21 protein-coding genes and 1 pseudogene are annotated in these 24,661 nt (G+C 70.1%); 7 read left to right on the top strand and 15 right to left on the bottom strand.

The genetic code is table 11. The annotated features are described in order from the left end of the window. Positions 1-18: 18 nt before the first annotated feature. Together OG322_RS16770 and OG322_RS16765 are read right to left on the bottom strand one after the other, a co-directional pair. Positions 19-810, bottom strand: a complete 792-nt coding sequence (locus OG322_RS16770; RefSeq protein ID WP_329306601.1) for an ABC transporter permease subunit — start codon at positions 808-810, stop codon at positions 19-21. Continuing rightward, the gene (locus tag OG322_RS16765) at positions 807-1,745 is read right to left on the bottom strand and encodes an ABC transporter ATP-binding protein (RefSeq protein ID WP_306088738.1); all 939 of its coding nucleotides are present in this window, start codon (positions 1,743-1,745) and stop codon (positions 807-809) included. The genes OG322_RS16770 and OG322_RS16765 overlap by 4 nt, the downstream gene beginning before the upstream one ends. Before the next feature lie 142 nt (positions 1,746-1,887). Here OG322_RS16765 and OG322_RS16760 point away from each other — a divergent pair, with 142 nt between their 5' ends. After that, complete coding sequence (locus tag OG322_RS16760; protein WP_123460624.1) at positions 1,888-2,445, top strand: GNAT family N-acetyltransferase; 558 nt, start codon at positions 1,888-1,890, stop codon at positions 2,443-2,445. A gap of 21 nt (positions 2,446-2,466) precedes the next feature. On the opposite strand, the gene OG322_RS16755 is transcribed toward OG322_RS16760, so the two are convergent. From OG322_RS16755 to OG322_RS16705, 11 genes are all read right to left on the bottom strand, one after another. Then, the gene (locus tag OG322_RS16755) at positions 2,467-4,080 is read right to left on the bottom strand and encodes a type IV secretory system conjugative DNA transfer family protein (protein WP_329306600.1); all 1,614 of its coding nucleotides are present in this window, start codon (positions 4,078-4,080) and stop codon (positions 2,467-2,469) included. A 1-nt stretch (position 4,081) separates the two neighbouring features. Further along, positions 4,082-5,500: an ATP-binding protein gene (locus OG322_RS16750; RefSeq protein WP_123460626.1), complete on the bottom strand. Its 1,419-nt coding sequence runs from the start codon at positions 5,498-5,500 to the stop codon at positions 4,082-4,084. 65 nt (positions 5,501-5,565) lie between these two features. After that, positions 5,566-7,116, bottom strand: a complete 1,551-nt coding sequence (locus OG322_RS16745) for an SCO6880 family protein (protein WP_207319182.1) — start codon at positions 7,114-7,116, stop codon at positions 5,566-5,568. After that, positions 7,113-8,471, bottom strand: a complete 1,359-nt coding sequence (locus tag OG322_RS16740; RefSeq protein WP_123460628.1) for a hypothetical protein — start codon at positions 8,469-8,471, stop codon at positions 7,113-7,115. The genes OG322_RS16745 and OG322_RS16740 overlap by 4 nt, the downstream gene beginning before the upstream one ends. After that, the gene (locus tag OG322_RS16735) at positions 8,461-9,330 is read right to left on the bottom strand and encodes a hypothetical protein (RefSeq protein WP_123460629.1); all 870 of its coding nucleotides are present in this window, start codon (positions 9,328-9,330) and stop codon (positions 8,461-8,463) included. Before OG322_RS16735 ends, OG322_RS16740 begins: the two co-directional genes overlap by 11 nt. Before the next feature lie 182 nt (positions 9,331-9,512). Further along, positions 9,513-9,821 (bottom strand): hypothetical protein, encoded by a 309-nt coding sequence (locus tag OG322_RS16730; protein ID WP_024493027.1) that lies wholly within the window; start codon positions 9,819-9,821, stop codon positions 9,513-9,515. 316 nt (positions 9,822-10,137) lie between these two features. After that, positions 10,138-10,869 carry a DUF402 domain-containing protein gene (locus OG322_RS16725; protein WP_329306599.1) on the bottom strand — a complete coding sequence of 244 codons (732 nt, stop codon included), beginning with the start codon at positions 10,867-10,869 and terminating at the stop codon, positions 10,138-10,140. 94 nt (positions 10,870-10,963) lie between these two features. Beyond that, on the bottom strand, positions 10,964-11,347 hold the full coding sequence (locus OG322_RS16720) for a hypothetical protein (protein WP_123460630.1): 384 nt from the start codon (positions 11,345-11,347) through the stop codon (positions 10,964-10,966). 22 nt (positions 11,348-11,369) lie between these two features. Next, a complete protein-coding gene (locus OG322_RS16715) occupies positions 11,370-11,621 on the bottom strand; it encodes a DUF397 domain-containing protein (protein WP_123460631.1) in 252 nt (83 codons plus the stop codon). After that, positions 11,614-11,802 (bottom strand): DUF397 domain-containing protein, encoded by a 189-nt coding sequence (locus OG322_RS16710; protein WP_123460632.1) that lies wholly within the window; start codon positions 11,800-11,802, stop codon positions 11,614-11,616. The genes OG322_RS16715 and OG322_RS16710 overlap by 8 nt, the downstream gene beginning before the upstream one ends. 11 nt (positions 11,803-11,813) lie before the next feature. After that, on the bottom strand, positions 11,814-12,665 hold the full coding sequence (locus OG322_RS16705; protein WP_123460633.1) for a helix-turn-helix domain-containing protein: 852 nt from the start codon (positions 12,663-12,665) through the stop codon (positions 11,814-11,816). A gap of 222 nt (positions 12,666-12,887) precedes the next feature. On the opposite strand from OG322_RS16705, the gene OG322_RS16700 reads away from it, so the two are divergent. Together OG322_RS16700 and OG322_RS16695 are read left to right on the top strand one after the other, a co-directional pair. After that, complete coding sequence (locus OG322_RS16700; protein ID WP_123460634.1) at positions 12,888-13,346, top strand: ATP-binding protein; 459 nt, start codon at positions 12,888-12,890, stop codon at positions 13,344-13,346. A gap of 156 nt (positions 13,347-13,502) precedes the next feature. Continuing rightward, positions 13,503-16,670 carry a glycoside hydrolase family 2 TIM barrel-domain containing protein gene (locus tag OG322_RS16695; RefSeq protein WP_329306598.1) on the top strand — a complete coding sequence of 1,056 codons (3,168 nt, stop codon included), beginning with the start codon at positions 13,503-13,505 and terminating at the stop codon, positions 16,668-16,670. A 679-nt stretch (positions 16,671-17,349) separates the two neighbouring features. Here OG322_RS16695 and OG322_RS16690 read toward each other — a convergent pair. After that, positions 17,350-17,814, bottom strand: a complete 465-nt coding sequence (locus OG322_RS16690; RefSeq protein ID WP_123460636.1) for a hypothetical protein — start codon at positions 17,812-17,814, stop codon at positions 17,350-17,352. Positions 17,815-18,011: 197 nt separating this feature from the next. Between OG322_RS16690 and OG322_RS16685 the strand changes: the two genes are divergently transcribed. After that, on the top strand, positions 18,012-19,184 hold the full coding sequence (locus tag OG322_RS16685) for a hypothetical protein (RefSeq protein ID WP_311316949.1): 1,173 nt from the start codon (positions 18,012-18,014) through the stop codon (positions 19,182-19,184). 107 nt (positions 19,185-19,291) lie between these two features. On the opposite strand, the pseudogene OG322_RS16680 reads toward OG322_RS16685, so the two are convergent. Then, positions 19,292-20,023: pseudogene (locus OG322_RS16680) on the bottom strand (low temperature requirement protein A); the annotation flags it as partial. Between the two features lie 349 nt (positions 20,024-20,372). Here OG322_RS16680 and OG322_RS16675 point away from each other — a divergent pair. The 3 genes from OG322_RS16675 (at position 20,373) to OG322_RS16665 (ending at position 24,580) form a co-directional block, all read left to right on the top strand. Continuing rightward, positions 20,373-22,193: a hypothetical protein gene (locus OG322_RS16675; RefSeq protein WP_329306597.1), complete on the top strand. Its 1,821-nt coding sequence runs from the start codon at positions 20,373-20,375 to the stop codon at positions 22,191-22,193. A 348-nt stretch (positions 22,194-22,541) separates the two neighbouring features. Next, on the top strand, positions 22,542-22,784 hold the full coding sequence (locus OG322_RS16670) for a hypothetical protein (RefSeq protein ID WP_329306596.1): 243 nt from the start codon (positions 22,542-22,544) through the stop codon (positions 22,782-22,784). Continuing rightward, positions 22,781-24,580, top strand: coding sequence for an alpha/beta hydrolase (locus OG322_RS16665; protein WP_329306595.1), 1,800 nt, complete (start codon positions 22,781-22,783; stop codon positions 24,578-24,580). Before OG322_RS16670 ends, OG322_RS16665 begins: the two co-directional genes overlap by 4 nt. Positions 24,581-24,661: the final 81 nt, after the last annotated feature.

Genomic DNA, 24,661 nt, shown 5'->3' with positions numbered 1-24,661 from the left:
TCGCCGGCCCCGTCCGCGTCATGCGTCGCGGCGGCGCAGGAGCGCGGCTGCCGCGAGGAGTGCGGCCGAGGCCCAGAGGACGAGGGCGAGCAGGGCGGCGCCGTTGGAGGCGGCGTCGGGGAGCGGGGTGGCGGAGCCCAGAACCGCGGCGGCCTGGGTGGGGAAGTAGCGGACTGCGGTGTCCACCGCGTCGTAGGGAAGCATGGAGAGCACCTCCGGAAGGACCATCACGCCCCCGATGTAGGCGCCGATCGCGCCGGGGACCGAGCGGAGCAGGGCACCGAGGCCCAGGGCGCTCAGGCTCAGCAGCGTGGTCCCGGCGGCGTTGCCCGCCACGGCGCGCAGCACGCCGGGATCGGTGAAGGAGGCGGCCTGGTCGGTGTCGTCGAGGAAGAACTGCGCGACGGCGAAGGTGACCAGCGAGGTGGCCAGCATGGCGGTGAACACGGTGGCGGCGAAGACCGCCGCCTTCGCCCACAGGACCGGGAGCCGGCGGGGGACGGCGGTGAGTGAGGCGCGGATCATGCCCGTCGAGTACTCGCCCGCCGTGACCAGGATGCCCAGCACGACCGTGCAGAGCGTGCCGAGTGTGGTGCCGTAGAGGACCATGACCACCGTGTCGACGTCCGAGTCGCCGCCGCCGGAGGTGTAGGTCGCGCCCATGACGATGCCGACGGCGAGTACCAGCGCGGCTGCCGATCCCAGGGTGATCCAGCTCGAACGCAGGGACCGGAGTTTGTGCCACTCGGAGCGCAGCACCCGGGCCGGGGTGATGCGGTAGGGGTGCGGGGTGACTGCCACGGTGGTCATGCGGGGGCTCCGGTCGTTTCGGGGGCGGTGATCCGGTACTCGACCGACTCCTGGGTGAGGTCCATGAAGGCCTGTTCCAGTGAGGCGGTGCGCGGGGTGAGTTCGTACAGCGGGATGGCGTGCGCGGCGGCGATACGGCCGATGTGGGCGGCGTCCGCGCCGCGGACCTCCAGTTCACCGGGTTCGGTACCGGTGGGGCCGGTGATGTCGATGCCGGGTCCCTGGAGGAGGCCGTGCAGGGCCGGGGCCTGCGGGGTGCGGACCCGGACCGAGGCGCCGCCCGCCGTGGCGATGAAGTCGGCGACGGTGGTGTCGGCGAGGAGGCGGCCGCGTCCGATGATGACGAGGTGGTCGGCGGTGAGCGCCATCTCGCTCATCAGGTGCGAGGAGACGAGGACCGTGCGGCCTTGTGCGGCGAGGGACCTGAGCAGGTTGCGCATCCACAGGACGCCCTCGGGGTCGAGCCCGTTGACGGGTTCGTCGAGGATGAGGACGGCCGGGTCGCCGAGCAGTGCGGCGGCGATGCCGAGCCGTTGGCCCATGCCGAGCGAGAAGCCCTTGACCCGCTTCCCGGCGACCGCGGTCAGCCCGGCCAGGTCGAGGACGTGTTCGACGCGGCTGCGGGGGATGCCGTGGGTGTGCGCGAGGGACATCAGGTGGTGGAAGGCGGTGCGGCCGGGGTGGACGGAGCGGGCCTCCAGCAGGGCGCCGACCTCGGTCAGCGGTGCGCTGTGGGTGGCGTACGCGTGTCCGCTGATGGTCGAGCGGCCCCGGGTGGGGGCGTCCAGGCCGAGCAGCATGCGCATGGTGGTTGATTTCCCGGCGCCGTTCGGGCCGAGGAAGCCGGTCACGGTGCCGGGGCGGACCGTGAAGTCGAGGTCCTGGACGACGGTGGTGTCCCCGTAGCGTTTGGTGAGTTCGTATGCCCTGATCATGCGGTCGACGCTACGGAGCTGGCGGGCGCGGCACGTCGGACCGGGGGCGGGAAGCGGCGGCGCGCGTAGTACCGGGGTACGACGCCGGGGCCGCGGCGGGAACCTGTTTGCGCGGCCGTCGGCGGCGGGTGAGGATCGGCGCATGGACTACGTGATACGGCCGGTGCGTGCCGGGGAGTGGCAGCTGGTGAAGGAACTCCGGCTGGCCGCGCTGCGGGACCCGGTGGCGCCGGTGGCGTTCCTGGAGACGTACGAGCAGGGCGTGGAGCGGCCCGACGCGTTCTGGCGGGAGCGGGCGGCCGGTTCCTCGGAGACGGGCGACGGTGAGAAGCGGCAGTTCGTCGCCGTGGCGCCGGACGGGAGCTGGGCGGGTTCGGTGACCGTGCTCATCGAGCGGCCCGACGCGGAGGTGCGGTTCGGTGCGGCGGCCGACGTCCACCAGGCCCATGTGGTGGGGGTGTTCGTACGCCCCGAGGCGCGGGGCGGGGGAGTGGCCGAGGAACTGTTCCGGGCCGGCATGGACTGGGCGTGGTCGCTGGGCGAGCCGCGGATCGCGCGCGTACGGCTGTATGTGCACGAGGACAACCCGCGGGCCTCGGCGTTCTACCGCCGGATCGGGTTCGTGCCGACCGGGGAGACGGTGCCGATGCAGGGTGACCCCACGGCCCGTGAACTGGAGTATGCGGTGGCCCGGCCGTAAGGGTCCTGGTGGGGCAGAGGATCAGGGCGCGCTCGGCGTCTGGAGTGGCTTGGTCCAGCGGGCGCGGCCCTGTTCGGGGGAGCGGAGCAGGGCGACGGTCGGCAGGCCCTGGTTCTTGCCGCTCGCCAGCAGTTCGGGCAGCCCGGGCAGGGGTGCCACGGCTGCTACGTCGTCGAGGACGAGCGTCATTGGTGGGTCGAGCCGGCCGGTGGATGATCGTGCGGCCATGCGGCGGCCGTGCTCGACCACGTCTGAGGCGAGCGCCGTGAGCAGGGGCATGGCTCCGGGGGCCGATCGGGGGTTCTCGATGGGTTCACCCACCACGTAGAGGGTGCCCCCCTCGTCCGCGAAGGATTCCAGCGCGAGCGCATCGGCTCGGTTGGGGGTGCAGGAGTCGCGGATGTGGACCGAGGAGAGCGCGCCGAAGGCCCGTACGGCGAGTTCCTGTGCCATCTCGCGGCGTTCGGGGTGTGCGGTGAGTGCGGACTCCAGCAGTCCGGCGAGTCCGGATGCGGCCTTGGGGTGGGTACGGAGCAGCCGCACCGGTTCGTGCGCGGCGCCGCCCTGTGCCCAGCGGTGGACCTGGCGGAAGGGGCGGCCGTCGATGGCGGCGGCGTGCAGCCAGCACTGGAGGAGCGTTTCGGCGGTGTCGGCCGTCGCCGCGTCGATGCGGGCCTGCGGGCGGACCGGGGCGAGGAGGGCCGCGGCGCGGGCGGCCGCCCGGTCGGGCAGCTCACAGCCGGCGGTGGGGGCCCAGTGGAGCCTGGCCGGGGTGTCGCAGAGGTGGCCCGGGTCGTAGATGAGGACGGGGCCCAGCTTGGCGCGGGCGTCCTTGGTCTCGGCCCAGACGCTGGGGTCGGAGGTGACGACGAGCACGGGCCCGTCGGCTTCGCTGATGGCCTGGACGACGGTGGGCCGACGGGTGGCGGCGGGCCCGTAGACGACGAGGGGGGCGCGGGGAGAGGGAACGGTGAGCGGCGGCGCGGTCGCGAGGAGCTCGGTGGCGGCGATGGTGCCTGTGGCGCCGGGCGGGGTCGTGGCCTGTGGCTGTGGCTGTGATGGTGGCGGTGGCTGTGGTTCGGTGAGGTGTTCCGCGGCCGCCGGGGCCGGCTCCCGTGGGGCGGTGCGGGCTGCCGGGGCCTGTGCGGGGTCGGGGGCCGGGACCTCGTGCGCGTACTCCTGTCGCTTGCCCAGGTCGGGCCGCGGCCGGGCGTGGTCCAGCTGATGTTGCTCCAGTTGTTCCAGCCGTTGGGCGCGCTGCCGGGACCGTACGCCGCGCCAGCGCGCGACCACGCCCATGACGAAGATGGTCAGCACCACCAGCACCATCAGTTCGCCTATGAACAGGCCCCAGAACAGGCCGTACCCGGAGAGCTCCCCCGCGGGTGTGGTCGGCCAGGCGGCCGGCAGGTCGTGCGGGGCCTCCACCAGTCGGCGCATGGCCAGCGGGGTCTCGGCGAGCGTGACGCCGTGCGGCCAGGCGCCGTGCGCGAGGAGTCCGGACAGACCGGTGGCCGTCCAGGCCAGCAGGGTCAGCCCGAGCAGAAAGGCCAGCAGGCCGATCAGTAGTCCGTCGGGGATGCCGCCGCTGCCCTCCCCGGTGCCACCGGGCCGTGCCTCGCCGCGCCGTGCCATGTCATGCCACCGTTGACTCGGACGACTCGTTGAGCCGCTGTTGGTTCTCGATCCGGGCCGCGCGCTGTTCCGCCTCCAGTTCGGCGGCGCGTACGTCCTCCGGGAGCAGGTCGACGGCTGAGGACTCGGTCATGGCGCGGTCGGTGAAGACGAGGGGGCGTTCGGCCTCGGTGATCAGGTGTTTGACGACCTGGACGTTGCCGTTGACGTCCCAGACGGCGATGCCCGGGGTGAGCGTGGGGATGATCTCGACCGCCCATCGGGGCAGCCCGAGCACCCGGCCGGTGGCTCTGGCCTCGTCGGCCTTCTGGGCGTAGATCGTGCGGGTCGACGCCATCTTGAGGATGGCCGCCGCTTCCCGCGCCGCGGCCCCGTCGACCACATCGCTGAGGTGGTGGACGACGGCGACGAAGGACAGCCCGAGCCGTCGGCCGAACTTCAGCAGGCGCTGGAAGAGCTGGGCCACGAATGGTGAGTTGATGATGTGCCAGGCCTCCTCGACCAGGAAGATGCGCTTCTTCCGGTCGGGCCTGATCCAGGTGTGCTCCAGCCAGACACCGACGATCGCCATCAGGATCGGCATGGCGATCGAGTTGCGGTCGATGTGCGAGAGGTCGAAGACGATCAGTGGGGCGTCCAGATCGATGTCGGCGGACGTCGGCCCGTCGAACATGCCGCGCAGGTCGCCGTCGACGAGCCGGTCCAGGACGAGGGCGACGTCCAGGCCCCAGGCCCGTACGTCGTCTATGTCCACGTTCATCGCCTGGGCGGACTCGGGTTCCGGGTGGCGCAGCTGGTCGACGATGTCCATCAGGACGGGCTGGCGGTCGGCCTTCGTCTCGTTCACGAAGGCGTGCGCGACCTTGAGCGCGAAGCCGGACCGTTCGTCGAGGCCGTGGCCCATGGCGACTTCGATGATCGTGCGGAGCAGGGCGAGCTGTCCGGTGGTGGTGATCGCGGGGTCGAGCGGGTTGAGCCGGATGCCGCCGTTGAGCGCGGAGGTGGGGTCGAGGCGGATGGGGGTCAGGCCCAGTTCCTGGGCGATGAGGTTCCATTCGCCGACGCCGTCCTCGCCCTGGGCGTCCAGGACGACGACCTGGCGGTCGCGGAAACGGAGCTGGCGGAGCACGTACGTCTTCTCCAGCGCGGACTTGCCGTTCCCGGACTCGCCGAGCACCAGCCAGTGCGGGGCGGGGAGCTGCTGTCCGTAGAGCTGGAAGGGGTCGTAGATGTAGCCCTTGCCGGAGTACACCTCGCGGCCGATGATCACGCCGGAGTCGCCGAGGCCGGGGGCGGCGGTGGGCAGGTAGACCGCCTGGGCCTGTCCGGTGGAGGTGCGGACGGGCAGCCGGGTCGTCTCCACCTTCCCGAAGAGGAAGGCGGTAAAGGCGTCCGACAACGCGGACAGCGGATCTCGCATGGCGTGACCGACCTCCCTTTCGTCTCTCTCGGTGCTCGGTGCTCGGTGCTCTCGGCCGTGTGCGGCTAGCGGCGGATGCCGGTGGCGAACGGCAGGGTGTTCACGAACGCGCGGTGGTGCTCGCGGTCGCACCACTCCAGCTTCAGATACGACTTGCCGGCCGAGGCCCGGATCGTCCGCTTGTCGCGGGCGAGGGACTCGGGCGAACGCGACGACACGGTGATGTACCCCACCAGGTTCACCCCGGCCGCGCCGCTGGCGAGATCTTCACCCCGCTGGTCGAGCCTGCCGTGGGCGGCGATGTCGCGGGGGTCGACGGTGCGGTTCATCTTGGCCTGGCGGCTGGCCTCGGCCTCGTCGTTGGTCTTCTCGGTGAGCATCCGCTCGATGGCGATCTCGGTGGGTTCGAGGTCCATGCAGACCGCGACCGTACGGATCACATCGGGCGTGTGGACGAGGAGCGGGGCCAGGAAGTTGACGCCGACGGGCGTCATCGGCCACTCCTTCACCCAGGCCGTGGAGTGGCACCAGGGCGCGCGGGTGGACGACTCACGGGTCTTGGCCTGGAGGAACGTCGGTTCGACCGCGTCCAGTTCGGCCGGCCAGGCGTTGCGTTTCGTCATGGCCTGGATGTGGTCGATGGGGTGGTCGGGGTCGTACATCGAGTGGACGAGCGAGGCCAGGCGGCTCTGGCCGAGCGGCTGGCGTACCCGGATGTCGGCCTCGGCGAGGCGGGCGCAGATGTCGGTGAGCTCGCGCGCCATGACGACCGCGAGGCCTGCGTCCCGGTCGAGCTTGCGGCCGCCGTGGGGGCGGGCGGCGCGGGCCATGGCGTTGGCCTCGGCGGCGAGCTCGCGGTCGAACTCCATGCAGGCCACGAGGTAGGCGCGGTGCTGTTCGCTGGAGGTGGAGACCATGGACTGGAGCTGGTCGTACGACTCCTGGAGCCAGCCCGGGGATGCCTTGTCGCCGCGCTGGGCGACGTCCTTGGCGTGCGCGTCGGGGTCGGCGGGCAGGGTGCGGGCCAGCATCTGGATGCGGGTCACGAAGCCGTCGCCGTTGGCGACGTGCTTGAGCAGGGTGCCGAACCGGTCGACGAGTGCTTCCTGGTCCTCGCTGTCGCGCAGCCCGACGCCCGGCCCCTCGATCTCGATCGCTGCGGTGACGGTGCGGCGGTCGGCGTGCAGCAGTACGGCGATCTCGTCCGGCCCGAAGGGCGCGGCCAGCCAGTTGATCCGGCCGATGCCGGGGGGCGGTCCGATCTCGACCTCACGCCCGTCGGCGCTCACGCCCGCTTCCATGGCGCCGGACTGGTACGCGGTGCCGCGGCGCAGGGAGCGCTTGTAGCTGCGGTTGATCTCGAACCACTTGTAGAAGGTCCGGTGCTTGTACGGGACGTAGACGATCGCCAGGGCGAGCAGCGGGAAGCCAGTGAGCAGCACGATCCGCATGGACAGGACCGGTACGAGCAGTCCGCTCATCATGCCGAGGAACGCCCCGCCGATGATGAGGGCGATCTCGCCGGTCTCGCGGTTCTTGCCGACCATCGCGTTGGGCCTGGCCCGGCCGATGAGATACGTACGGCGGGGCGCGATCGGATGGGACTGCGTGCTCAACGCCCGCCACCTCCTGTGCTGTTGTTACCTGAACCGCCTGATCCGCGGCGCGGGCTGCGGCTGCCGTGCGGGGTACCGGAGGTGGGACCCGATCCGCTGCGGGGCGGAGGTGCGGCGGAGGGGACAGATCCGCCGCCGACCCCGCTCCCGGAATTGCGGGAGCTGTGGGCGGCGACTCCGCCGCTGACCGGATTGGCGGGGCGTCCGCCGCCGCTGTTGTTGCCGCCTCCGCTGTCCTGGCCGCCGCCGCGGCTGCTGTGGGTCTTGATGCCCTGGGAGACGAGAGCCGCGGGTGAGCTGATCATCGCGGCGGCCTGGGAGCCGTCGGTGGCCTGCTTGCGGTTGGTACGGGCGCCCTGGATCTCGTCGCCGAAGCCGGGGACGAAGCGGTAGATCATGCCGGAGGCGAAGATCGCGAGCAGGATGATGGCCAGCCCGGAGACGACGGCGGAGAACGCGTCGGGCCCGTCGTCCGAGGACAGCGCGCCGGCCAGGCCGAGCACGATGACGATGACCGGTTTCACCATGATCACCGCGATCATGATGCCTGCCCAGCGGCGTACGTGTCCCCACATGTTCTTGTCGACGAGCCCCGCGTACACGGCGGTTCCGAGCAGGGCGCCGACGTAGAGCAGGGCGGCCCGGATCACCAGTTCCAGCCAGAGGATGCCCGCGGCGAGGATCGACACCAGCGAGACGACGATCAGCATGATCGGCCCGCCGCCGATGTCGGAGTCCTTCTTGAGCGCCTCGGCGAACGATCCGAAGAAGACGTCTGTCTGCCCGCCGGAGGACGAGGCGATGACCTCGGTGACGGCGTCGGTCGCGGAGACGATCGTGTACAGGATCAGCGGCGTGAACGCGGACGCGAGGACCGTCAGCCACAGGAAGCCGATGGCCTCGGAGATGGCGGTGGTGAGCGGCACGCCGCGGATGGCGCGCTTGGCGACGGCGAGCAGCCACAGGACGAGGGTGAGCACGGTGGAGGCGGCGAAGACGATCGCGTACTGCTGGAGGAACCGGGTGTTCGTGAAGTCGACGTTCGCGGTGCTTTTGACGGCGTCGCTGAGCTTGCCGACGATCCAGGCAGCGGCGTCGGCACAGCCGCGGCCCAGGGAGGTGAGGGGGTCCAGGGCGGGGTCGGTGCTTTTGGGGGCGTTGGACTTGCTGGTGCCTGCGTCGCCTTCGCAGTACTGCTTGGCGGGGCCGATGAGCAGGTCGCAGGCCTTGCTTCCTGAACTCGGCGAGGGGGACGGGCTGGGCGCGGCAACAGCGCGTGCGGACAGGAGGACGACAGCCGTTTGCACTGTAGCCAGAGCAGTGACGACGGAGCGAAGGCGAGGGCTACCTGGCATAAGTGAAGCCTCCGTATTCCTCGACGGCCTTGCTGATCTCGTCTGAACTGGAAGCCGCTACATCCCCAGGGACCGGCGCCGGACCGTCCTTCTGGGAGTCGCTGACGGTCCTCCAACCCTCGTCCGTCCACGTGAGCTCGACAGTGAAGGTCTTCCAGGAGGTACGAACAGGATCGGTGGAACCCGGACCGGACATGCCGATCAACCCCGTGTACCAAACGGACACCTTGGCCGTATCGCCTTCGAAGGAGTCCAGCTTGGTGCCCACGGGGATTGTTCGTGACACAAATGTGCTGCCCTGTGGCGCCTTGCCGTCACTGTCGAGGCCGAGCTTTGCAAGGAATGCGGGCGAGTAGGCGGCGTCCTGAGGGCCTCTGAGCTTCGCCGCAGCCTGGGAGGTGTAAACGGCATCCACGATCGCGTGCCGGCTGTCCTTCTTGAACATCTCGACAGAGCCGAGCGCCACCGCGAAGTTGGACGCCGCGCTCTGCGCCCCCTGCTCGTCATGCGCGTACCCCGAGGGAATCGAGCCGTTCTTCCCCGTCACCGGCTTCGTCCCCGTGGCCGCGGTCGGTGCCGAGCCGGCCTTCTTGGCGTCGCTTCCGCGCGCACCGTTGCCGCCGTTGTCCCCGCCGCCTCCGCCCATGTTCGCGAAGGCGATGGCGGCCAGGAGCAGGACCACCACGCCGAGGACGGTGAAGAGCGAGCGGGAGTTGCGGGCCGGGCGGCGGGGGCCGTAGCCGTCGCCGCCCTGGGTGTCGGGGAGGCGGGTGCGGGTCTGACGCGTGCCGCCGAGGGTGCTGTAGCCGTCGTTCGAACGGCCGGAGTCGTTGCCGTAGCCGTCGTCGTCGGGACTCATGCCGCGTACGCCCCCTCAACCGTTGCCTGAACCGCGTCGTAGTACGACGGTAGCCGTGCTGGTTCCCGCGCGGGCGCGGTGTGGTGACTCGACATCAGGGAGACGCAACCTCTGCCGGTGGGCACGACGGGCGGATGGTGGGGACGGGGCGGGAGTGCCCCAGGACGCGGGCTGACGGTCGGTTAGACAGCCATCCCGTAGACGATGGTGAACAGGGTTCCCAGCGATCCGATGATGAACACACCGGTGAGGCCGGCGACGATCAGCCCCTTGCCCTGCTCCGCGCTGAACGTGTCGCGCAGAGCCGTCGCGCCGATCCGTTGTTTCGCCGCTCCCCAGATCGCGATGCCGAGGCAGAGCAGGATGGCGATCGCCATCACCACTTCGATCATGACGCGGGCCTCGTTGCCCAAGGTCCCGAACGGCCCCCAGTTCGGGGCGATTCCGCCGATGATGGTGGTGATGTCGCCCTTTTCAGCTGCCAGGATCATTTAAGTCACCGCCCTTGCTGGGTAGTTCGGTGCCCGCACCGCACGGCACGAGTCACCCTCTATCTTCGCTGATGAAACTGCGTTCGCACGACGACTTGGCAGCTCTCTTTACCCGGATCTCGCACATTTGACCGGTCTGACCGCCCTGACCTGCGGATCGAATCGGTGTGTGAGCGAATTACATATCGTTACTCTGTGTATCACGGAGGGTGACGCCGGGCAATGATCGCCATCGCGCCACCCTGGCCGAGACCGACATCAAATGCCTGAACCGCACCTATCGGCGCATGTATGGCGAGGTGGGGGTGTGCGTCGTTCAGAGGAGCGAGCGGCGGGGGTTGGGTGGACGGGGTGGTGTCGTCCAGGCCGACGGTGGCTTGAAATCGCACCAGGAGCCGTCGAAGGGAAACGTTCCGGCCTCGGCGAGCCGTGCGACCGCGTCCCCCTCGGAGCGGATGGCGACCGCTTCCTCGGCGGTCCAGTACGCGGGGTGGCCGGTCTTCTCCGCGAAGGACTGCTCGTCCTTCCATCGCCAGGTACGGTTCGGCGCCACGTTGAGGTCCAGCTCGTGGTCCGCGATGTCGATGTCGTCGCCGTGATGGAGCCGGCGTTCCAGATTGACGTACCAGCCGCGGAACTTCTGTCTGCGCCCGAACAGCCACAGGACGGAGTGGGCCGCGCCGGTCGGCTGGTAGAAGAGGGCGTTGCCCATCGGCCACCGGTCCGGGACCACGGGGTACCCGTCGGCGGGGCGTTCGTGCGGGGCGATGTCCCGCAGATGCGTGGTGCCGCGCGGCAGGGCGGTCCGCCACATCGGCGTGCCGGTCTCCATCCACAGCAGCTGACCCGCGGTCGTACGTTCGACGAGGCGGACGGGAACGGAGGCGCTCAGGTGTCCGCCTATGAAGAAGTTCCAGTGCAGGATCTGCCCCGGACTCGGTTCTGTGCCTGCTCGGCCGCCCGTACGGCCGCCCGTAAGGCCGCCCGTGTTGAGCCTCGTGCCGTTGGTCGCGACGTCCCTCTTGCCCGCTTTCATGCGATTGATCATGCCCGCATCGAGGTCTTCGGACACGTGCCCGTACCTGTCAGGCGCTCGCACTCCCGGAGGGGGCCCGCATCCAAGTGGCGTTCGCGGGCGGCCGTCACCTGGTGAGGTGCCTGCGGGCGAACGGTGCTGTTCCCAGTACGAGCACGGTGAAAGCGGTGAGCCGTTGCAGACCGGGCTGCACCGTGAAGTGGCTGTGCTGGATGCCGTGGACCGCGTACCAGTTGGCGACGAGGTCGGTCGCCATGATGGCGCAGGCCAGGTCTACCCCTGCGCGCCTTCCCCGGAGCAGGAGAAGCGCCGCGAGCGTGTCCAGGAGAGCCAGCGAGGTCCAGTACAGGTTCAGCCAACCGGGAGCCCAGTCGTAGGGGCGAAGGCCGTGCTGGAGGAGGCCGGTGATGTGGGCGACGGACCCCACGAGGAGGAGGCCGGTCGCGTACGCGCAGACCAGCGCTACCGCGTGGCGTGGGGTCCGGGACATCCATCCGGTCATGACGCCCCGGTCAGGCGGAACCCCGCGCGGGCGCCGAGCCGGTCGCGGGTTCGGTGAAGTGGTCGAACTCGCCGGCCCGGACGCCCTTGGCGAAGGCCTCCCACTTGGTGCGGGTGGTCGTGACCACGTTCTCGGGGTCGCTGGTCTCGCGCAGGTGGACGAGATCGACCTCGCCGAACGCGATCTCGATCCAGGGGCCGGGTCCGGGCTCGTCCTCGGGGGCGGCGCGGATCCAGGTCAGGTCGGCGGGCTGGTCAGTCATGGAGCCGGTCCTCCTTGAGCGTGCGGAGGAGGGCGTCGAGGGCGGCGGGGGTGGTCCGGAGTATCGCGCCGCTGGGGTCGCCTGATTCGGTGAGTCTCACCTTGCCGTTGTGGGCGGCCACGTGGAGGCAGGCTTCTCCCTGTGCGCAGTAGGACGACCTCTGCCAGGAGTGTGCGGGCATCAGGGTTCCTTTCACAGGCCTTGGGCGATCTTGTGGATGAGTTCCTGGGACTGTTCGACGTTCAGGGAAGCGGCATTGAGGCGCTCCAGCAGAAGTCGGTACTGGGCCAGTTGGGATTCCGCGTCGATGAACACGGGGCCGTGCGATTGGTCGAGCTGCGCGGTGTCGAGTACGGGAACGGGGCCGCGTACGTAGTAGAGGGATTGCCCCGAACCCGGGTAGCAACTGGCCTCGAAGGGGATCACGCGGATGGCTGTGTGGGGGAGCTCGCTCATCTCGAGCAGGTGCCGGAGCTGACTCCGGGCGATGTCCGGGCCGCCGAACCGCATGCGCAGAGCTGCCTCGTGAATAACGGCCCGGTAGGGCGCAGGGCTTGTGCGATAGAGGACTTCCTGCCGCTTGATGCGGTAGGAGACGCGGTGCTCGATCTCCGGCGGTGGCAAGTCGGGGACGGCCTGCCGATAGATCTCCCGGGCGTGATCGACGGTCTGGAGCAGGCCGGGGATGTGGATGCTGTGTGCCGCGTGCAAGGCGGTGCCGTGGTGCTCGATCTCGGCCAGGTCGAGCAGCTTGGGCGGAAGGATCTCCCGGTACTCCTCCCACCAGCCGCGCTTGCGGTCGGTCGTCATGGATACGAGTGCCTCGATCAGGGCTTGATCCGTGCAGGAGTACGTGTGGGCCGCGACCCGTACTCGTTCGGCACTCACCCCGAAGCGTGCCACCTCCATGTTGCTGAGCTGTCCCGAGCTGGTACCGAGGAGGTCGGCCGCTTGCGTGGTGGTCATTCCGGCGCGTTCCCGCAATTTGCGCAGCTCGGCGCCAAGTCGTGTGCGACGTGCGGAGGGGGCGGCCCTGCGTGCCATCTCGAACTCCCATTGCAATGCAGCTGGGTTGGACTGTCACTCACACGAGTGATTCATATCAAGGATTCCGGTCCGCGAGTGCAAGGAATCCTTGCATCCGTCTAATCTCGGTCCCAGGCCACCCGCCCGGAAGCACCCCGCTCGACGGAGCGGCCTCGTCACCGGGCACCCACCGCAGGACCCTCCATCCCCACCTTCCGCCCCTCGCGATCGGAGACTTCCATGCCCACGGCCACCGTAGCGCCGCCCTGGACGTACACCCTCCAACTCCCGCGGGATCCCCGGGCCCCCGGGGTGGCCCGGCATACGCTCCGTCACGTACTCCGCGTTCACGGTATGTCCGAACTCCTCGAAACCGCGGAACTGTTGGCGAGCGAGCTCGTCACCAACGCGTACCAGCACTCTTCGGGGTCGTACTCCCTGCGTATGCGTGACGCGGGGCGCAGCCGGGTCCGGCTGGGTGTGTGGGACACCGATCCGCGGATCCCGGCGCCGTTCCGGTGGAGTGAGCAGGCGCCTGCGGAGCTCGCCGAGAGAGGGCGGGGGCTGTATCTCGTCACGCTCTACGCGGAGTGCTGGGGTGCGTACCCGATGCGTGGCGGGCTTCCGGGGCAGGGCGGCAAGCTGCTCTGGGTGGAATGCGCGGCGAAGCCGGACTGCCGGTCGGGTGAGCTGCCGTAGCCGTGTGCGGAGGGGTGCCGGATTTCCGGTGGCTGCCGATAGGGCCTTTCGGCGGGATCAGGCCGCGACGCGTGGCGATCCCGCGCGGAGTCTTGCGTGCTGAGTGATTTCGTCTGATGGTGATGGTTCTTGTTGCCTTCCGTTCGGAGTCGCTTCATGAGCGCATACCGTCCGAGCCGTCGTTCCGTCCTTTCGACCGGAGCAGCCCTCGCGGGCTGGGCCGTCTTCTCAGCGCAGAGACAGGCTTTCGCCGCGGACGCCCCCGAGTGGGACGCGGAGCCGAGAGTCTTCCAGGTCGGCAGAGAGGCGGCGCGGTCCCGGCTCGTGCCGTACGCGAGCGGCTCCGAGGCACTGCGCGGAGACATGGAGAAGTCGCCCTACTTCCGTTCCCTGAACGGAACCTGGCGCTTCAAGTGGTCCAGGAACCCCGACGCCCGGCCCGCCGGCTTCGAGGCGCCCGGTTACGACGACGGCGGCTGGGACCGGATCCCCGTACCGTCGAACTGGGAGATCGAGGGCTATCCGGAGCCGATCTACCTCAATATCCGCTACCCGTGGATCGGCTACGAGACCCCCGCGCCTCCCGCGGTTCCGCACGACTTCAACCCGGTCGGCTCCTACCGCCGCACCTTCACCGTGCCGCGCGACTGGTCGGGCCGGCGCACCCTGATCTCCTTCCAGGGCGTGAAGTCGGCGTTCTTCCTCTGGGTCAACGGCAAACGGGTCGGCTACAGCGAGGACAGCTACACCCCCGCCGAGTTCGACATCACCGACCACGTGCGGCCGGGCGACAACACCCTGGCCGTCGAGGTCTACCGCTGGTCCGACGGCAGTTGGCTCGAGGACCAGGACATGATCGACCTGTCCGGGATCTTCCGGGACGTCTATCTGTACGCGATCGCGCCGGTCCATGTGCAGGACCTCTTCGTGCGGACCGCGCTGGACGACGCGTACCGCGACGCGGTCCTCACGGTCACCACGACGGTGCGCGACCGGGGCGGCGCCGAGGCCGCAGGCCGCCACCGGATCGAGGCGGTGCTGTACGACGGGCGGGGGCGCCGGGTCGGCCGTCCGCTCACCGGTGACGTCGACCCGAAGGGCTCGGGCGAGGACGTGGAGGTGACGCTGAAGGCGGATGTCGCCGCGCCCGCGCTGTGGTCGGCCGAGGACCCGAACCTCTACACCGTGGTCGTCACGCTCACCGACGGCTCGGGGCGGACGGTCGACGTCCAGCGGACCCGTACCGGTTTCCGCGAGGTCGACTTCGGGCCGGGCAGGTTCACCGTGAACGGCAAGCCCGTCATGTTCCGCGGCACCAACCGCCACGAGTCCGACCCCGACCACGGCCAGGCGATCCGCGAGCCGCGGATGCTCCAGGACATCCGGCTGATGAAGCAGCACAACATCAACGCCGTGCGCACCTCGCACTACCCCAACAGCCCGCGCTGGCTGGAGCTGTGCGACGAGTACGGCCTGTACGTCGTCGACGAGACGAACCTGGAGAGCCACGGCGTGCGCGACACCCTGCCGGCCTCCCTGCCGGAGTGGACCGACGCCTGTGTCGACCGGATCCGCTCCATGGTCGAGCGCGACAAGAACCACCCGAGCGTCGTGGTCTGGTCGCTGGGCAACGAGGCCGGTGGGGGGTCCAACTTCCAGGCCATGGCCGACTGGGTGCACGCCCGGGACGCCTCCCGGCCCGTGCACTACGAGGGCATGAACGAAGTCGCCGACCTGCACAGCGAGATGTACACCAAGCCGGCGCAGGTGGAGGCGTACGGCAGGTCGGGCAAGCAGACGCCCTTCATGCTCTGCGAGTACGCGCACGCCATGGGCAACAGCAGCGGCAACCTCAAGGAGTACTGGGACATCTTCGACCGCTACCCGAATCTGCACGGTGCGTTCGTGTGGGACTGGGTCGACCAGGCGATCCGGCTCCCGGTACCGGGCGACGCGAAGCACACCTACCTGTCGTACGGCGGGGACTGGCACGAGGGGTACCCCACCGACGCCAACTTCTGCTGCAACGGCCTGGTCGCGGCCGACCGTACGCCGCATCCCGGGCTGCTGGAGCTCAAGAAGGTGTACCAGCCGGTCGCGGTCCTCGCGGCGGATCTCGCGGCCGGGACGGTCACGGTGCGCAACAAGCACCTGTTCAGCGGCCTGGACGCGTACGAGCTGCGCTGGGACGTGACCTGCGACGGCCGGAGCGTGCAGCACGGCAGGCTCGCGGCGCCGAAGGTGGCGCCCGGCGGCGAGGGGACCGTGCGCGTCCCCTACCGGAAGCCGCAGAAGCCCGAGCCGGGCGCCGAGTACTGGCTGAACGTCTCCTTCGTGCTGAAGGCGAAGGCCAGTTGGGCCGATGCCGGGCACACCGTGGCCGCCGAACAGCTCGCTCTCGACTGGCACACCCCGGCCCCCGCCGACCCGGCCCCGGACACGCTGCCCGCCCTCGACCTCGACGAGACCGACGCGCGCGTACGGATCAGCGGGCGCGACATGGACGTGGTCCTGGACAAGTCCACCGGAACGCTGGCGTCGTACCGGGTGAAGGGGCGGCTGCTGCTGGCCGGCGGCCCGGTGCCGAACTTCTGGCGCGGGCCCACCGACAACGACATCGGCCGCGGCGCCCAGAACTCCCTGCGGACCTGGCGGGACGCCGGCACCGACCGCAAGGTCACCTCCGTCAAGACCGGCCGGCCGTCGCCCGGAGTGGTCACCGTCGAGGTGGCGTGCACCCTGCCCACCGCACCCACGGCGTCCACCTGGACCACGGTGTTCACTGTGCGCGGGGACGGCGAGATCCGGGTCCGGCACACCTTGGAGGCCGCCGCCGGGCTGCCCGATCTGCCCATGGTGGGCGCACTGCTGACGGTCCCGGAGGGCTTCGAGCAGATCGACTGGTACGGGCGCGGCCCGCAGGAGAACTACTGGGACCGGCACACCGGCGCGTTCGTGGGCCGCTACCGCTCCACCGTCGACCAGCAGGTCGCGCCGTACGTCCGGCCCGAGCAGACCGGCAACATGACCGACGTACGCCATCTGTCGGTCACTGACCGGTCGGGCACCGGACTTCTGGTGCGGGCCGATCCGGACGAGGACGGTCCCCTGCTGGAGACGAGCGTCCTGCACCACTCGCCGTTCGACCTGGACGGGCCGAAGCACCCTTACGAGCTGAAGCGGCGCGACGAGACGATCCTGGGCGTCAACCACCGGCAGATGGGGGTCGGCGGCAACGACTCCTGGGGCGCCCCTCCGCTCGCGGAGTACCTGCTGCACGCGGGGCGCACCTATACGTACGCCTACCGGCTGCGGTCCGCGTAGCGGGACCAGGGCGGCTCGCACGCCTGGTCGGTGGGCTGCTGAGCCCCGTCTCACCCGGTCCGACCGCAGCCGCGACCGGCTGGGAGCCGAAGGCCGCGAAGGCCGCGTCCCGCCCCCGGGGGCGCGGCCTTCCCCGTCCTCCCCCGTCGTTTTTGGTGTCGTAGACGTAGAGCTTCTCGTCGTACGGATGGAACTCCGCCTTGCCGATGAACCGACCACGCGCGGAGGACCATTTTGACGGCGTGACTTCCGGGGTCGCGCCGGAAGTACGTACCGCCGGGTTCGGGCCGCAGGCCCGGGCCGGCGCGGCCGTGTCGGCCAACGCGCCTGCCGGCAGAGCTGTTCCGGTGAGCGGCCCTGCAATGCGTTGTTGGATCCTCATCTCGTTTCTCCCCCGTTCGGACAGGTGCCGTTCGGTACTCGTCGTTCAACCCTTGTCACTCTGGCCGAGAGAGGGAGGCGGCGGGATATCCCGCGAATGGGGCTATGAAACAACCGAGTTGAGGGAGAGTGACTTCCGGGTCGGGATATCCCGTACGAGATGTGTGATTCGATGTCGGGGGCGGGAAGGATTCGGAAAAGTCCTTCTCCCGGACAGCTCCATGCCGGATATCTCGCGGCCGCCCCGTCGGCTGTCCGGAACTGAGGGACGCATTGGTTCCCGGGTCCGCCCCTGTCCTCAGACGTGTCGGCGTGCAGTCCCGACGAAGGCGTCGATCAGGTTCCGGGTCGCCGCCCGCCGGGCCGCGACGTCATCGAGGTCCTCCGCGCGGTTGATCCTGCCGACCGCCGAGAAGACCTCGACCGCGGCGGCGATGAGCGGGGGTTCGGCGGTGATCAGCTGGAGTTGGAAGAGGGCGTGCTGTGTCGTGGAGCGCAGCTCGAACGAACGGTTGCGCAGGGAGACTTCGTCGTCCGGGTCGCGGCCTTCGTGCACGCAGAACCAGTGGTGCAGCATGGCCTGGCGGAAGTCGACGAGCAGTCCGGCGTACGTGCCGTAGACGTCGAGCCGTCCCTGACGCAGTCGCTCCCGCTGGGCATTGGCCTCGGTGCGCCGCGCGGATCGCTGCTGGAAGACGTGCGTGACCGTCGAGCCCAGCAGAGTACCGAGGACCGCGATGACGCTCGTGGCTATGGCATCCATGGCGCACCATGCAACCAGAACCCCCGTCGACTCGACCAGTGGCCATCGAGCCGACCGGTGACCGCCTTCGCGTCCGGTGATTGCCTTCGCGTCGGAGGCCGGGAGACATCACGTCTCACTAAGGTTGTCAGGTGCGGAATTTCGACCGGGCGCGACATTGCCCGTGACCTCGACGGCCGCCCCGCGTTAGGAGAGATGTGCCCAAGACTGTCATCTCGCAAGAGACCGCCGCCTCACCGTCCATGAAACCCGTCCTGCCGCCCTTCTTGCTGACCACACGGCAGGGGGAGGCGGCACGCGCGCTTCTCTCGTACGTGGTCGAACTGCCGCTCGCGTCCGTCGACGCGCAGTTCCTTGCCGTCGTCGTGGCCATCCGGGCCGCGCGGGGCGGCGTCGGTAACGTCACCGGCACCGACCTGCGCTCGTTGAAGCTGGAGGACCCGCGCCGGGCCGTGGCCGATCTGGAGGCCGTCGGATGGCAGGTGCCCGGTTCGCTGGTCGACGGGGACCAGGACATCCCGGTGGGGATCAAGGTCCCGGACATGAGCCGTGAGACGGACCACCCGCTGCCCCTGGGCAAGGGGACACGGTCGCGGGTGTCGGGGTGGGCCATGCGCGCGCGGATCGCGAAGCCGGTCAGGAAGGCGTCGCCGGCCACCCGGCTGGCCGCCCTGTTCCTGGCGGCCCACAGCACCTCCGAGCTCCACGGGCAGATCCCGGTCCAGCTGCCGGAGGCCTGCCGCGCCGCCGTGCCCGAACTCGCCGTCAAGGGGTTCCTCGCCGAACTCTCCGGCGACACGTACCGGCTCGACCCGGTGGTGCGCCACCTCGCGGGCCTGTTCCGTACCCCCGCCGAGATCGCGGAAGAGGAGCGCGCCGAAGCGTGCCGGACGCCTTCCGCCCCCGAACCGGGGCAGATCAGCCCGGCCGAGTGGGACGGGTGGAAGTCCGGTGCCAGCCCCGCTCTGCGGCGGCACGTGGAGGCGGTCGAGCACTGCCCGCTGTGCCGGTTCTCCACCGGACGGGTCGCGAAGGCGTTCATGTACCCCCCCGCCGGCATCCCCGCCCCCCGGTCCGTGCTCACCGCCTACGACGCCTGGGAGGACGGGCACCCCGACCGCGGTCCGCAGGCCGCGGGTTTCGCCGCCGCCTTCCGCGCGGAACACGGGCACGGCCCCTCCTACAGCCAGCTGTGCAAGGGCCTGGGCTGGAAGCTGTCGCGGTCGCTGCGCGGCTTCGTCGTGCACCGGATCGTCGCCGAGGACTGGCTGACCGACACCTCACCGGTGCCGTGGACCCTGCGCCCGGGGAAGGTCGCCCAGGCCCACGGCATCGCCCTGCCGGGGCAGGCGGCCCGCAGCACCCGCTGACTTCGCTGACTTCGCGGACTTCGCTGCGAGCTTGTCCCGTGACCGGGTGGGGGGCAGGCCGGCCAGGCCGGTTCTGAGCGTCGGTCCGTAGCGGGCGACGGCGTCGATCAGGGCGATGTGCGCGGCGCCTGGGCGGTTCCCGCCTTCGTGGTGCCGCGTGCGGAGAGGCTCAGTTTCGCGGCGATGAGGAGCGCGGCGAGGATGCCCGTGACGAGGACGGGCGAAGGCGTGAACGTTGCGGCGAGAATGGCGGCGACCGCGACCGGATGCACGATGTCGGCGGTGTCGGGCCGCACCGGGGTGGGGTGGTGCAACAGCCACACGAGGGCGATGAAGACCGCGACGGGAACGGTGTAGGCCGCTGCCGCCGCGTGGTCGGAGAGGTGGCCGTGGCCCGTGGCGTGGGACACGTTGAGTGCGCGGCCGGCGCCGACGGCGGCCGCGGACGCGAAGACGAAGTAGTGCCCGTAGCCCCAGAGGAGCGCGACGCGGAGGGTGGTGAGCCGTTGGGGCGCGTTCTGCGCGAAGTACAGCCACCACAGGGCGAAGACGGTCAGGATCCCCCCGACGACGAGCGCGGCGAGGTCGCCGAGAGCCGCGTGGGTGTCGAGGGAGGCGTGTACGGCACCGGTGGCGGCGGTGATCGACTCGCCGAGCACGATCAGCGTGAACAGGCCGTACCGTTCCGCGATGTGGTGCGGGTGCCAGGTGGTGACGGCCGCCCGCTCGGCCCAGACGGGGACGGCGATCTCGGCGACCACGAGGACCGCGAACGTCGCGAGTCCGCTTCCTTCGGGCAGGGCGAGGCGTACGACCCAGCCGACCTGCACCACGAGGATCCATGGTCGCGGTGCGATGCTGCTCGTCGGCGAGGCGGGCGACCATCGGCCGGTGCCACGCGGACTCGTCGCGGGCGGGCTGTGAATGGCTCATGCGCCCGTATTCTTCCTGCCGGGCGGGCCGGGGCGCGGTTGATCGTGTGCCCATCGCGGGTGGGGTGCGATGTGGGGGCCCGTTCCCGGGGTGGTTCGAGGCGTTTCGCAGTGGCCCGGAGGAGTTCGTGGGCGGCGGCGGCGGCGGCTTGCGGCGGTCGGACGGCGGTGAAATCCGCTGGAAGGTGGCGGGCGGGCCTGCCAGACTCCGTCGTATGACGTATGGAACTCGCGGAATCGAGAACCACCCCGCCCGTTGAGCGCCCCGGAAGTGCGCGGTGCGCTCACTCCCCGGCCCTCGCTGTACTCCTACGCCCTGCGCCTCCACCGCGCGGAGCCCGAAGGCCGTGTCCCCGGGAAGGGATACGAGCTTCCCGATCCCTCTGAGCAGAAGCGTCAGGGCAGCCGTAGTTGGGCGAAGACCCGGGCGGCGCTGACCGATCTGCTCGGCCCTCTCCTCCTGGCCCCCGACCCGGTTCGGGCCGCCGAACGGCTGCAGCGTCAACTCTCCGAACTCACCGAGGCCGTCCGGCCCGGCCATATCCACCGCGTCGTCGCCGAGTTGGTGCTGGAGGACCAGGCCAGGGCGCGTGCCCTCGCGCGGTGCCTCACGCGTGCGGGATCGACTTCCGAGGCCGTGTGCGTCGGCCTTTCTCTCCTCGCCCGGCTCGGTGAGCCGGAGGACGTGCCGTATCTCAGGATCCTCGGGCAGCTGCGCGTTCTCGTCGGCCCCGCCGTGCGTGCCCTCGACGCGATCGACCGGCCGGCCGGGGCTCTGGTGTGGCTCGGCCATCACGCGGAGACGTCCGCACTGCGTGGCCTGGTCGACGCCCTGGTGGCGGGGGACGATGCCGCCGTCCGGGGGTGGCTGCTCGCGGTGCCCCGGGAACCGGGGACCGTGGCGCCCGAGACGGCGCGCAGGATCGCGGAGGCCGTCCGGGCCGCCGATCTCCTTGCGGCCGACGGGCCGGTGGACGCCGGGCTGGCGGCTCAGACCGGGTGGCTGCTGTTCCGGATGACGAGCCTGCGCGGCGACTGGGCCGAGATCCTTCTCTACCCGGAGGCCGTCCGCACGTACGAGGCGGTCGTGGCGTGCGCCGGAGACCTGACACCCACTCTCGACCATTACGGGATCCTGCTCTCCGCGGCCCTCGACCTGCACAGCGGTCCGAGCAGGCTGCACGCGTGGGGGCCTGGGGTGTGCGAGGAGTTGCTGGAGGAACTGGACGCGGTTCTGAGCCGGCCGGAGTACCGCGCTGTGCTGCACGCCGAAGTCGGTGATGCCGGTGATGTCGGTGATACCGGTTCTCGCCCCGGTACCGGCCCCGGTATTGGCGGGGTCGCCGAGCGCCGACGGATTGACTGGGCCCGGCGCGCGGCACGGCAGCCGTTCCGCCGTCTCACGGAACCGGCGGGACGGTTGCGGATCGAGACCGTGGTGCGCGACCCCGTGGAGCCGGACACCGTGGAGGTCCGCCTCCTGATCGACGGCCGTCCGCTGGTGCCCGAGTTCTTCGGGCGGGGTGCCGCGCACCCCCCGGAGTGGCTGCTGGACAGCGGCAGGCTGCGGGCCACGGAGGAACCCCACGAGGTGCAGCTCGCGGAGGCGCACTGCACCGAGGGGTGCTGCGGCGCGCTCCACGTCACGATCCGGCGGGACGGCGACGAGGTCGTCTGGTCCGACTGGCGCTGCCCGCCGCCGCCACCGTCGTCGCCGCTGCATACGCGCGAACTCCCCGAGTACCGCTTCGATGCCGCCGCGTACGACGCCGAGGTCACCCGCGCCGAGAGTGACCACTCGTGGACGTGGCCGGCCCGCAGGGTCGCCCGGCTGATCGCCGTCGGACTGCGTGACCGGCCGGAACTGCTCTCCCGCTGGGACGTGCGGCTGGGCTGGGTCGGCACGGACTTCCGGGACCGGGACCGTACGGCGCTGTCCCTGCTGTACGCCGGGGAGGACGGCTCCTCGCGGCACTACCTGTGGCACATCCCTGACGACGGCACTGCGCCAAAGGAGCGTGCGGCGGCCGTACTGCACCGGCTCGCCACGGTGGACCCGAGGACGTACGGCTCGTAGGGCGCGGTGCCCCGGTCCACCGTTCGGGTGATCCGTGGGTGATGGCGCCCCGTTGGGGGGCCCGGGGAACAGGGGGACTGCCCGCTCCCTGCCTCCGGGCCTGCGGCGTGTCGCGGTTGCCCGGTTTGGCACAGTGCCGCTCCACGATCAAGGAGCGGGGTGAGCGGTATGGCCGTTGTGGGGCAGCCCGGGGGGCGGCAGAGGCTGAGCGATCTGGCTGGTGGAGCCGGCGGAGTTGGCGGGGCTGGTGGATCTGGTGGGTCTGGTGGGGATCAGCTTCGGCACAGCGACGGGGTGTGGGTGCGTGCTGCCGGCGGCGCGGAGGGGATGGCCGCGCACCTAGGGCCGGTGAGGACGGAGCTGGCGGTGGCGCACGAGGGCCTTCTCGCCGGTACGGCGGGGCTGAGCGCGCTTGCTGAGCTGGGGACCGTCCGGGAGTCGTGGGAGCGGCGCTTCGAGTCCGCGCGCCGGGAGTGCGGTTCCCTGGCCGGAAACCTGCGGACTGTCGCACGGGCCCAGGGCGAGACGAACGAGACCGTGAAGTCGTCCTTCGCACCGGTGGCGAGGCGCACGCGAGGGGTCGAGCGTTGACGCCGCAGGCCTCCCCGCTGACCTGGGGCCAGTTACGGGACCTGAAGTGCGCCGAGCTGGAGGGCGCGGCCGATGGATGGGGAAAGGCGAGCAACCGCGCCGACGCCGGGCGGGACCGGATCGAGAAGCAACTGCTGAACGGCTTGCGCGAGACCCAGCAGGGCGCGGCGGCGGACGCGGCGGTGGGCAGGCTGCAGCAGCTGGGACGGAACCTCCAGTACGTGTACACGGAGTGCGGCCTGGTCCGCACGGCACTGAACAGCCTCGCCCACGAGATGAGAGCCCAGCAACGTGTCCTGCGGGACGCCTTGGACGATGCGGAGGCGCTGAGGTTCACCGTGCACGCGGACGGCTCGGTGACCTACCCGGAGGCCGGGGAGGGACTGATCGACGGGAAGCCGTTGGCGGGTGGCACGGCGTCGATGGGGGCGGCGCCGGGACTGCTGCCGCCGTCGGGGCTGGTGGCCCCGAACCCGAACGCGGCCAAGGCGCAGGACATCGCGGACCGGGTGACGAAAGCCGTGCGGACGGCGGCCGAGATCGACTGGCGGTTCGCCGGAATCCTGCGAAAGCTGAAGGCCGAGGAGGGCCTGAAGGTCCCGGACCGGACGTGGACGGACGCGGCGGGGGACGCCGCAGCGGTACGGGACGCGGCGCGCGGCTACCTGAAGGCGGGCATCCCGCTCGATGCGACTCCGGCGGCGCGCCGGGCGTGGTGGGCGGGCCTGACGGAGGAACAGCGCGAGGAGTACCTCGCGGTCTACCCGGACCAGATCGGCAACCTGGACGGCATCCCCGCCCTGGTCCGTGACGCGGCGAACCGCGAAAACCTCCAACTGCTGATCGGCAAGCTGGAGGGGCGGGGCGATGCGGGGGCGGAGACGCAGTTGGCGGGGCTGCGGGAGATCGACCGGCAGCTGCGGGCGGATGGGCAGCCGCCGATGTACTTGCTCGGCATCGGGGACGAGGGGAACGGACGCGCGATTGTTTCGTTCGGGAATCCGGATACGGCGCGCAATGTTTCGGCTTATGTGCCGGGGTTGAATACGTCGTTGGATGAGGATTTTGCGCGAAATGACCTCAAGCGTGCTCGGGATACCGCCAAGGGGGCGAATAAGTACGACCATTCCAGTGCGGCGATTGTTTGGCTGGGCTACGACGCGCCGCAAACTCCGGATGGATTTGGCAGCCTTGACGTGATGAGGGATGAACGGGCCGTGACAGGTGGAGGCGCCTTTAATCAATTTATGGGTGGCATTTCGGCCACGAATGAGAATGGGGATCTACACATGACCGCAATTGGGCATTCGTACGGCTCGCGTACTGTGGGGGCTGCCACGCAGCAAAGGGGTGGAATTCCAGGGGTTGACGACATCGTTCTGGTCGGAAGTCCCGGAGTTGGCGTAGATCGAGCAGAGGACCTCGGGGTGGGTAAGGATCACGTTTTCGTCGGTGCGGCAGAGAACGATATCGTGACCAAGCTTCCGTCCAAGCGGCAGAGTGCTGTCGGCGCTGCGGGTTGGGCAGCGGCAGGGCCGGCCGGTGCTTATCTCCTGGGTGAGATCGCTGACCAAGGGGATGACGATCTCTGGTTTGGCAAGGACCCTGCGAGTAAGGCATTCGGCGCCAGGCGTTTTCCGGTGGACGAGGGGCCTCGGCTTGTTGGCGGCAATGGGGTTTCCATTGATGCGCACTCGCAGTATTTCGACCCCCAGCGAGACGCTATGTCGGCAGACAGTATCGCTTTGATCACCGTTGGGCGGGCCGACAAGGTCAAGATGGAGGCCTCTCGATGAGATGCCGCAGGTTGGGGTTGTTTGGTGTGCTGCTGTTATGTCTATCTCTGTCGAGTTGCCGAGATGATCATGGTTTGTCTG

The organism is Streptomyces sp. NBC_01260 (genome assembly GCF_036226405.1).
GTDB classification, from domain to species: Bacteria; Actinomycetota; Actinomycetes; order Streptomycetales; family Streptomycetaceae; genus Streptomyces; species Streptomyces laculatispora.
Note: the sequence above shows the minus strand (reverse complement) of the source record. Positions and strands in the feature narration are given on the sequence as shown.

Bases quoted from the DNA above. Each gene is read 5' to 3' on its own strand.
- OG322_RS16760 (WP_123460624.1), top strand. From the start codon at position 1,888: ATGGACTACGTGATACGGCCGGTGCGTGCCGGGGAGTGGCAGCTGGTG.
- OG322_RS16765 (WP_306088738.1), bottom strand. From the start codon at position 1,745: ATGATCAGGGCATACGAACTCACCAAACGCTACGGGGACACCACCGTC.
- OG322_RS16750 (WP_123460626.1), bottom strand. From the start codon at position 5,500: ATGCGAGATCCGCTGTCCGCGTTGTCGGACGCCTTTACCGCCTTCCTC.
- OG322_RS16740 (WP_123460628.1), bottom strand. From the start codon at position 8,471: ATGCCAGGTAGCCCTCGCCTTCGCTCCGTCGTCACTGCTCTGGCTACA.
- OG322_RS16715 (WP_123460631.1), bottom strand. From the start codon at position 11,621: ATGACTGACCAGCCCGCCGACCTGACCTGGATCCGCGCCGCCCCCGAG.
- OG322_RS16730 (WP_024493027.1), bottom strand. From the start codon at position 9,821: ATGATCCTGGCAGCTGAAAAGGGCGACATCACCACCATCATCGGCGGA.
- OG322_RS16735 (WP_123460629.1), bottom strand. From the start codon at position 9,330: ATGAGTCCCGACGACGACGGCTACGGCAACGACTCCGGCCGTTCGAAC.
- OG322_RS16770 (WP_329306601.1), bottom strand. From the start codon at position 810: ATGACCACCGTGGCAGTCACCCCGCACCCCTACCGCATCACCCCGGCC.
- OG322_RS16700 (WP_123460634.1), top strand. From the start codon at position 12,888: ATGCCCACGGCCACCGTAGCGCCGCCCTGGACGTACACCCTCCAACTC.
- OG322_RS16755 (WP_329306600.1), bottom strand. From the start codon at position 4,080: ATGGCACGGCGCGGCGAGGCACGGCCCGGTGGCACCGGGGAGGGCAGC.
- OG322_RS16725 (WP_329306599.1), bottom strand. From the start codon at position 10,869: ATGATCAATCGCATGAAAGCGGGCAAGAGGGACGTCGCGACCAACGGC.
- OG322_RS16690 (WP_123460636.1), bottom strand. From the start codon at position 17,814: ATGGATGCCATAGCCACGAGCGTCATCGCGGTCCTCGGTACTCTGCTG.
- OG322_RS16720 (WP_123460630.1), bottom strand. From the start codon at position 11,347: ATGTCCCGGACCCCACGCCACGCGGTAGCGCTGGTCTGCGCGTACGCG.
- OG322_RS16710 (WP_123460632.1), bottom strand. From the start codon at position 11,802: ATGCCCGCACACTCCTGGCAGAGGTCGTCCTACTGCGCACAGGGAGAA.
- OG322_RS16695 (WP_329306598.1), top strand. From the start codon at position 13,503: ATGAGCGCATACCGTCCGAGCCGTCGTTCCGTCCTTTCGACCGGAGCA.
- OG322_RS16705 (WP_123460633.1), bottom strand. From the start codon at position 12,665: ATGGCACGCAGGGCCGCCCCCTCCGCACGTCGCACACGACTTGGCGCC.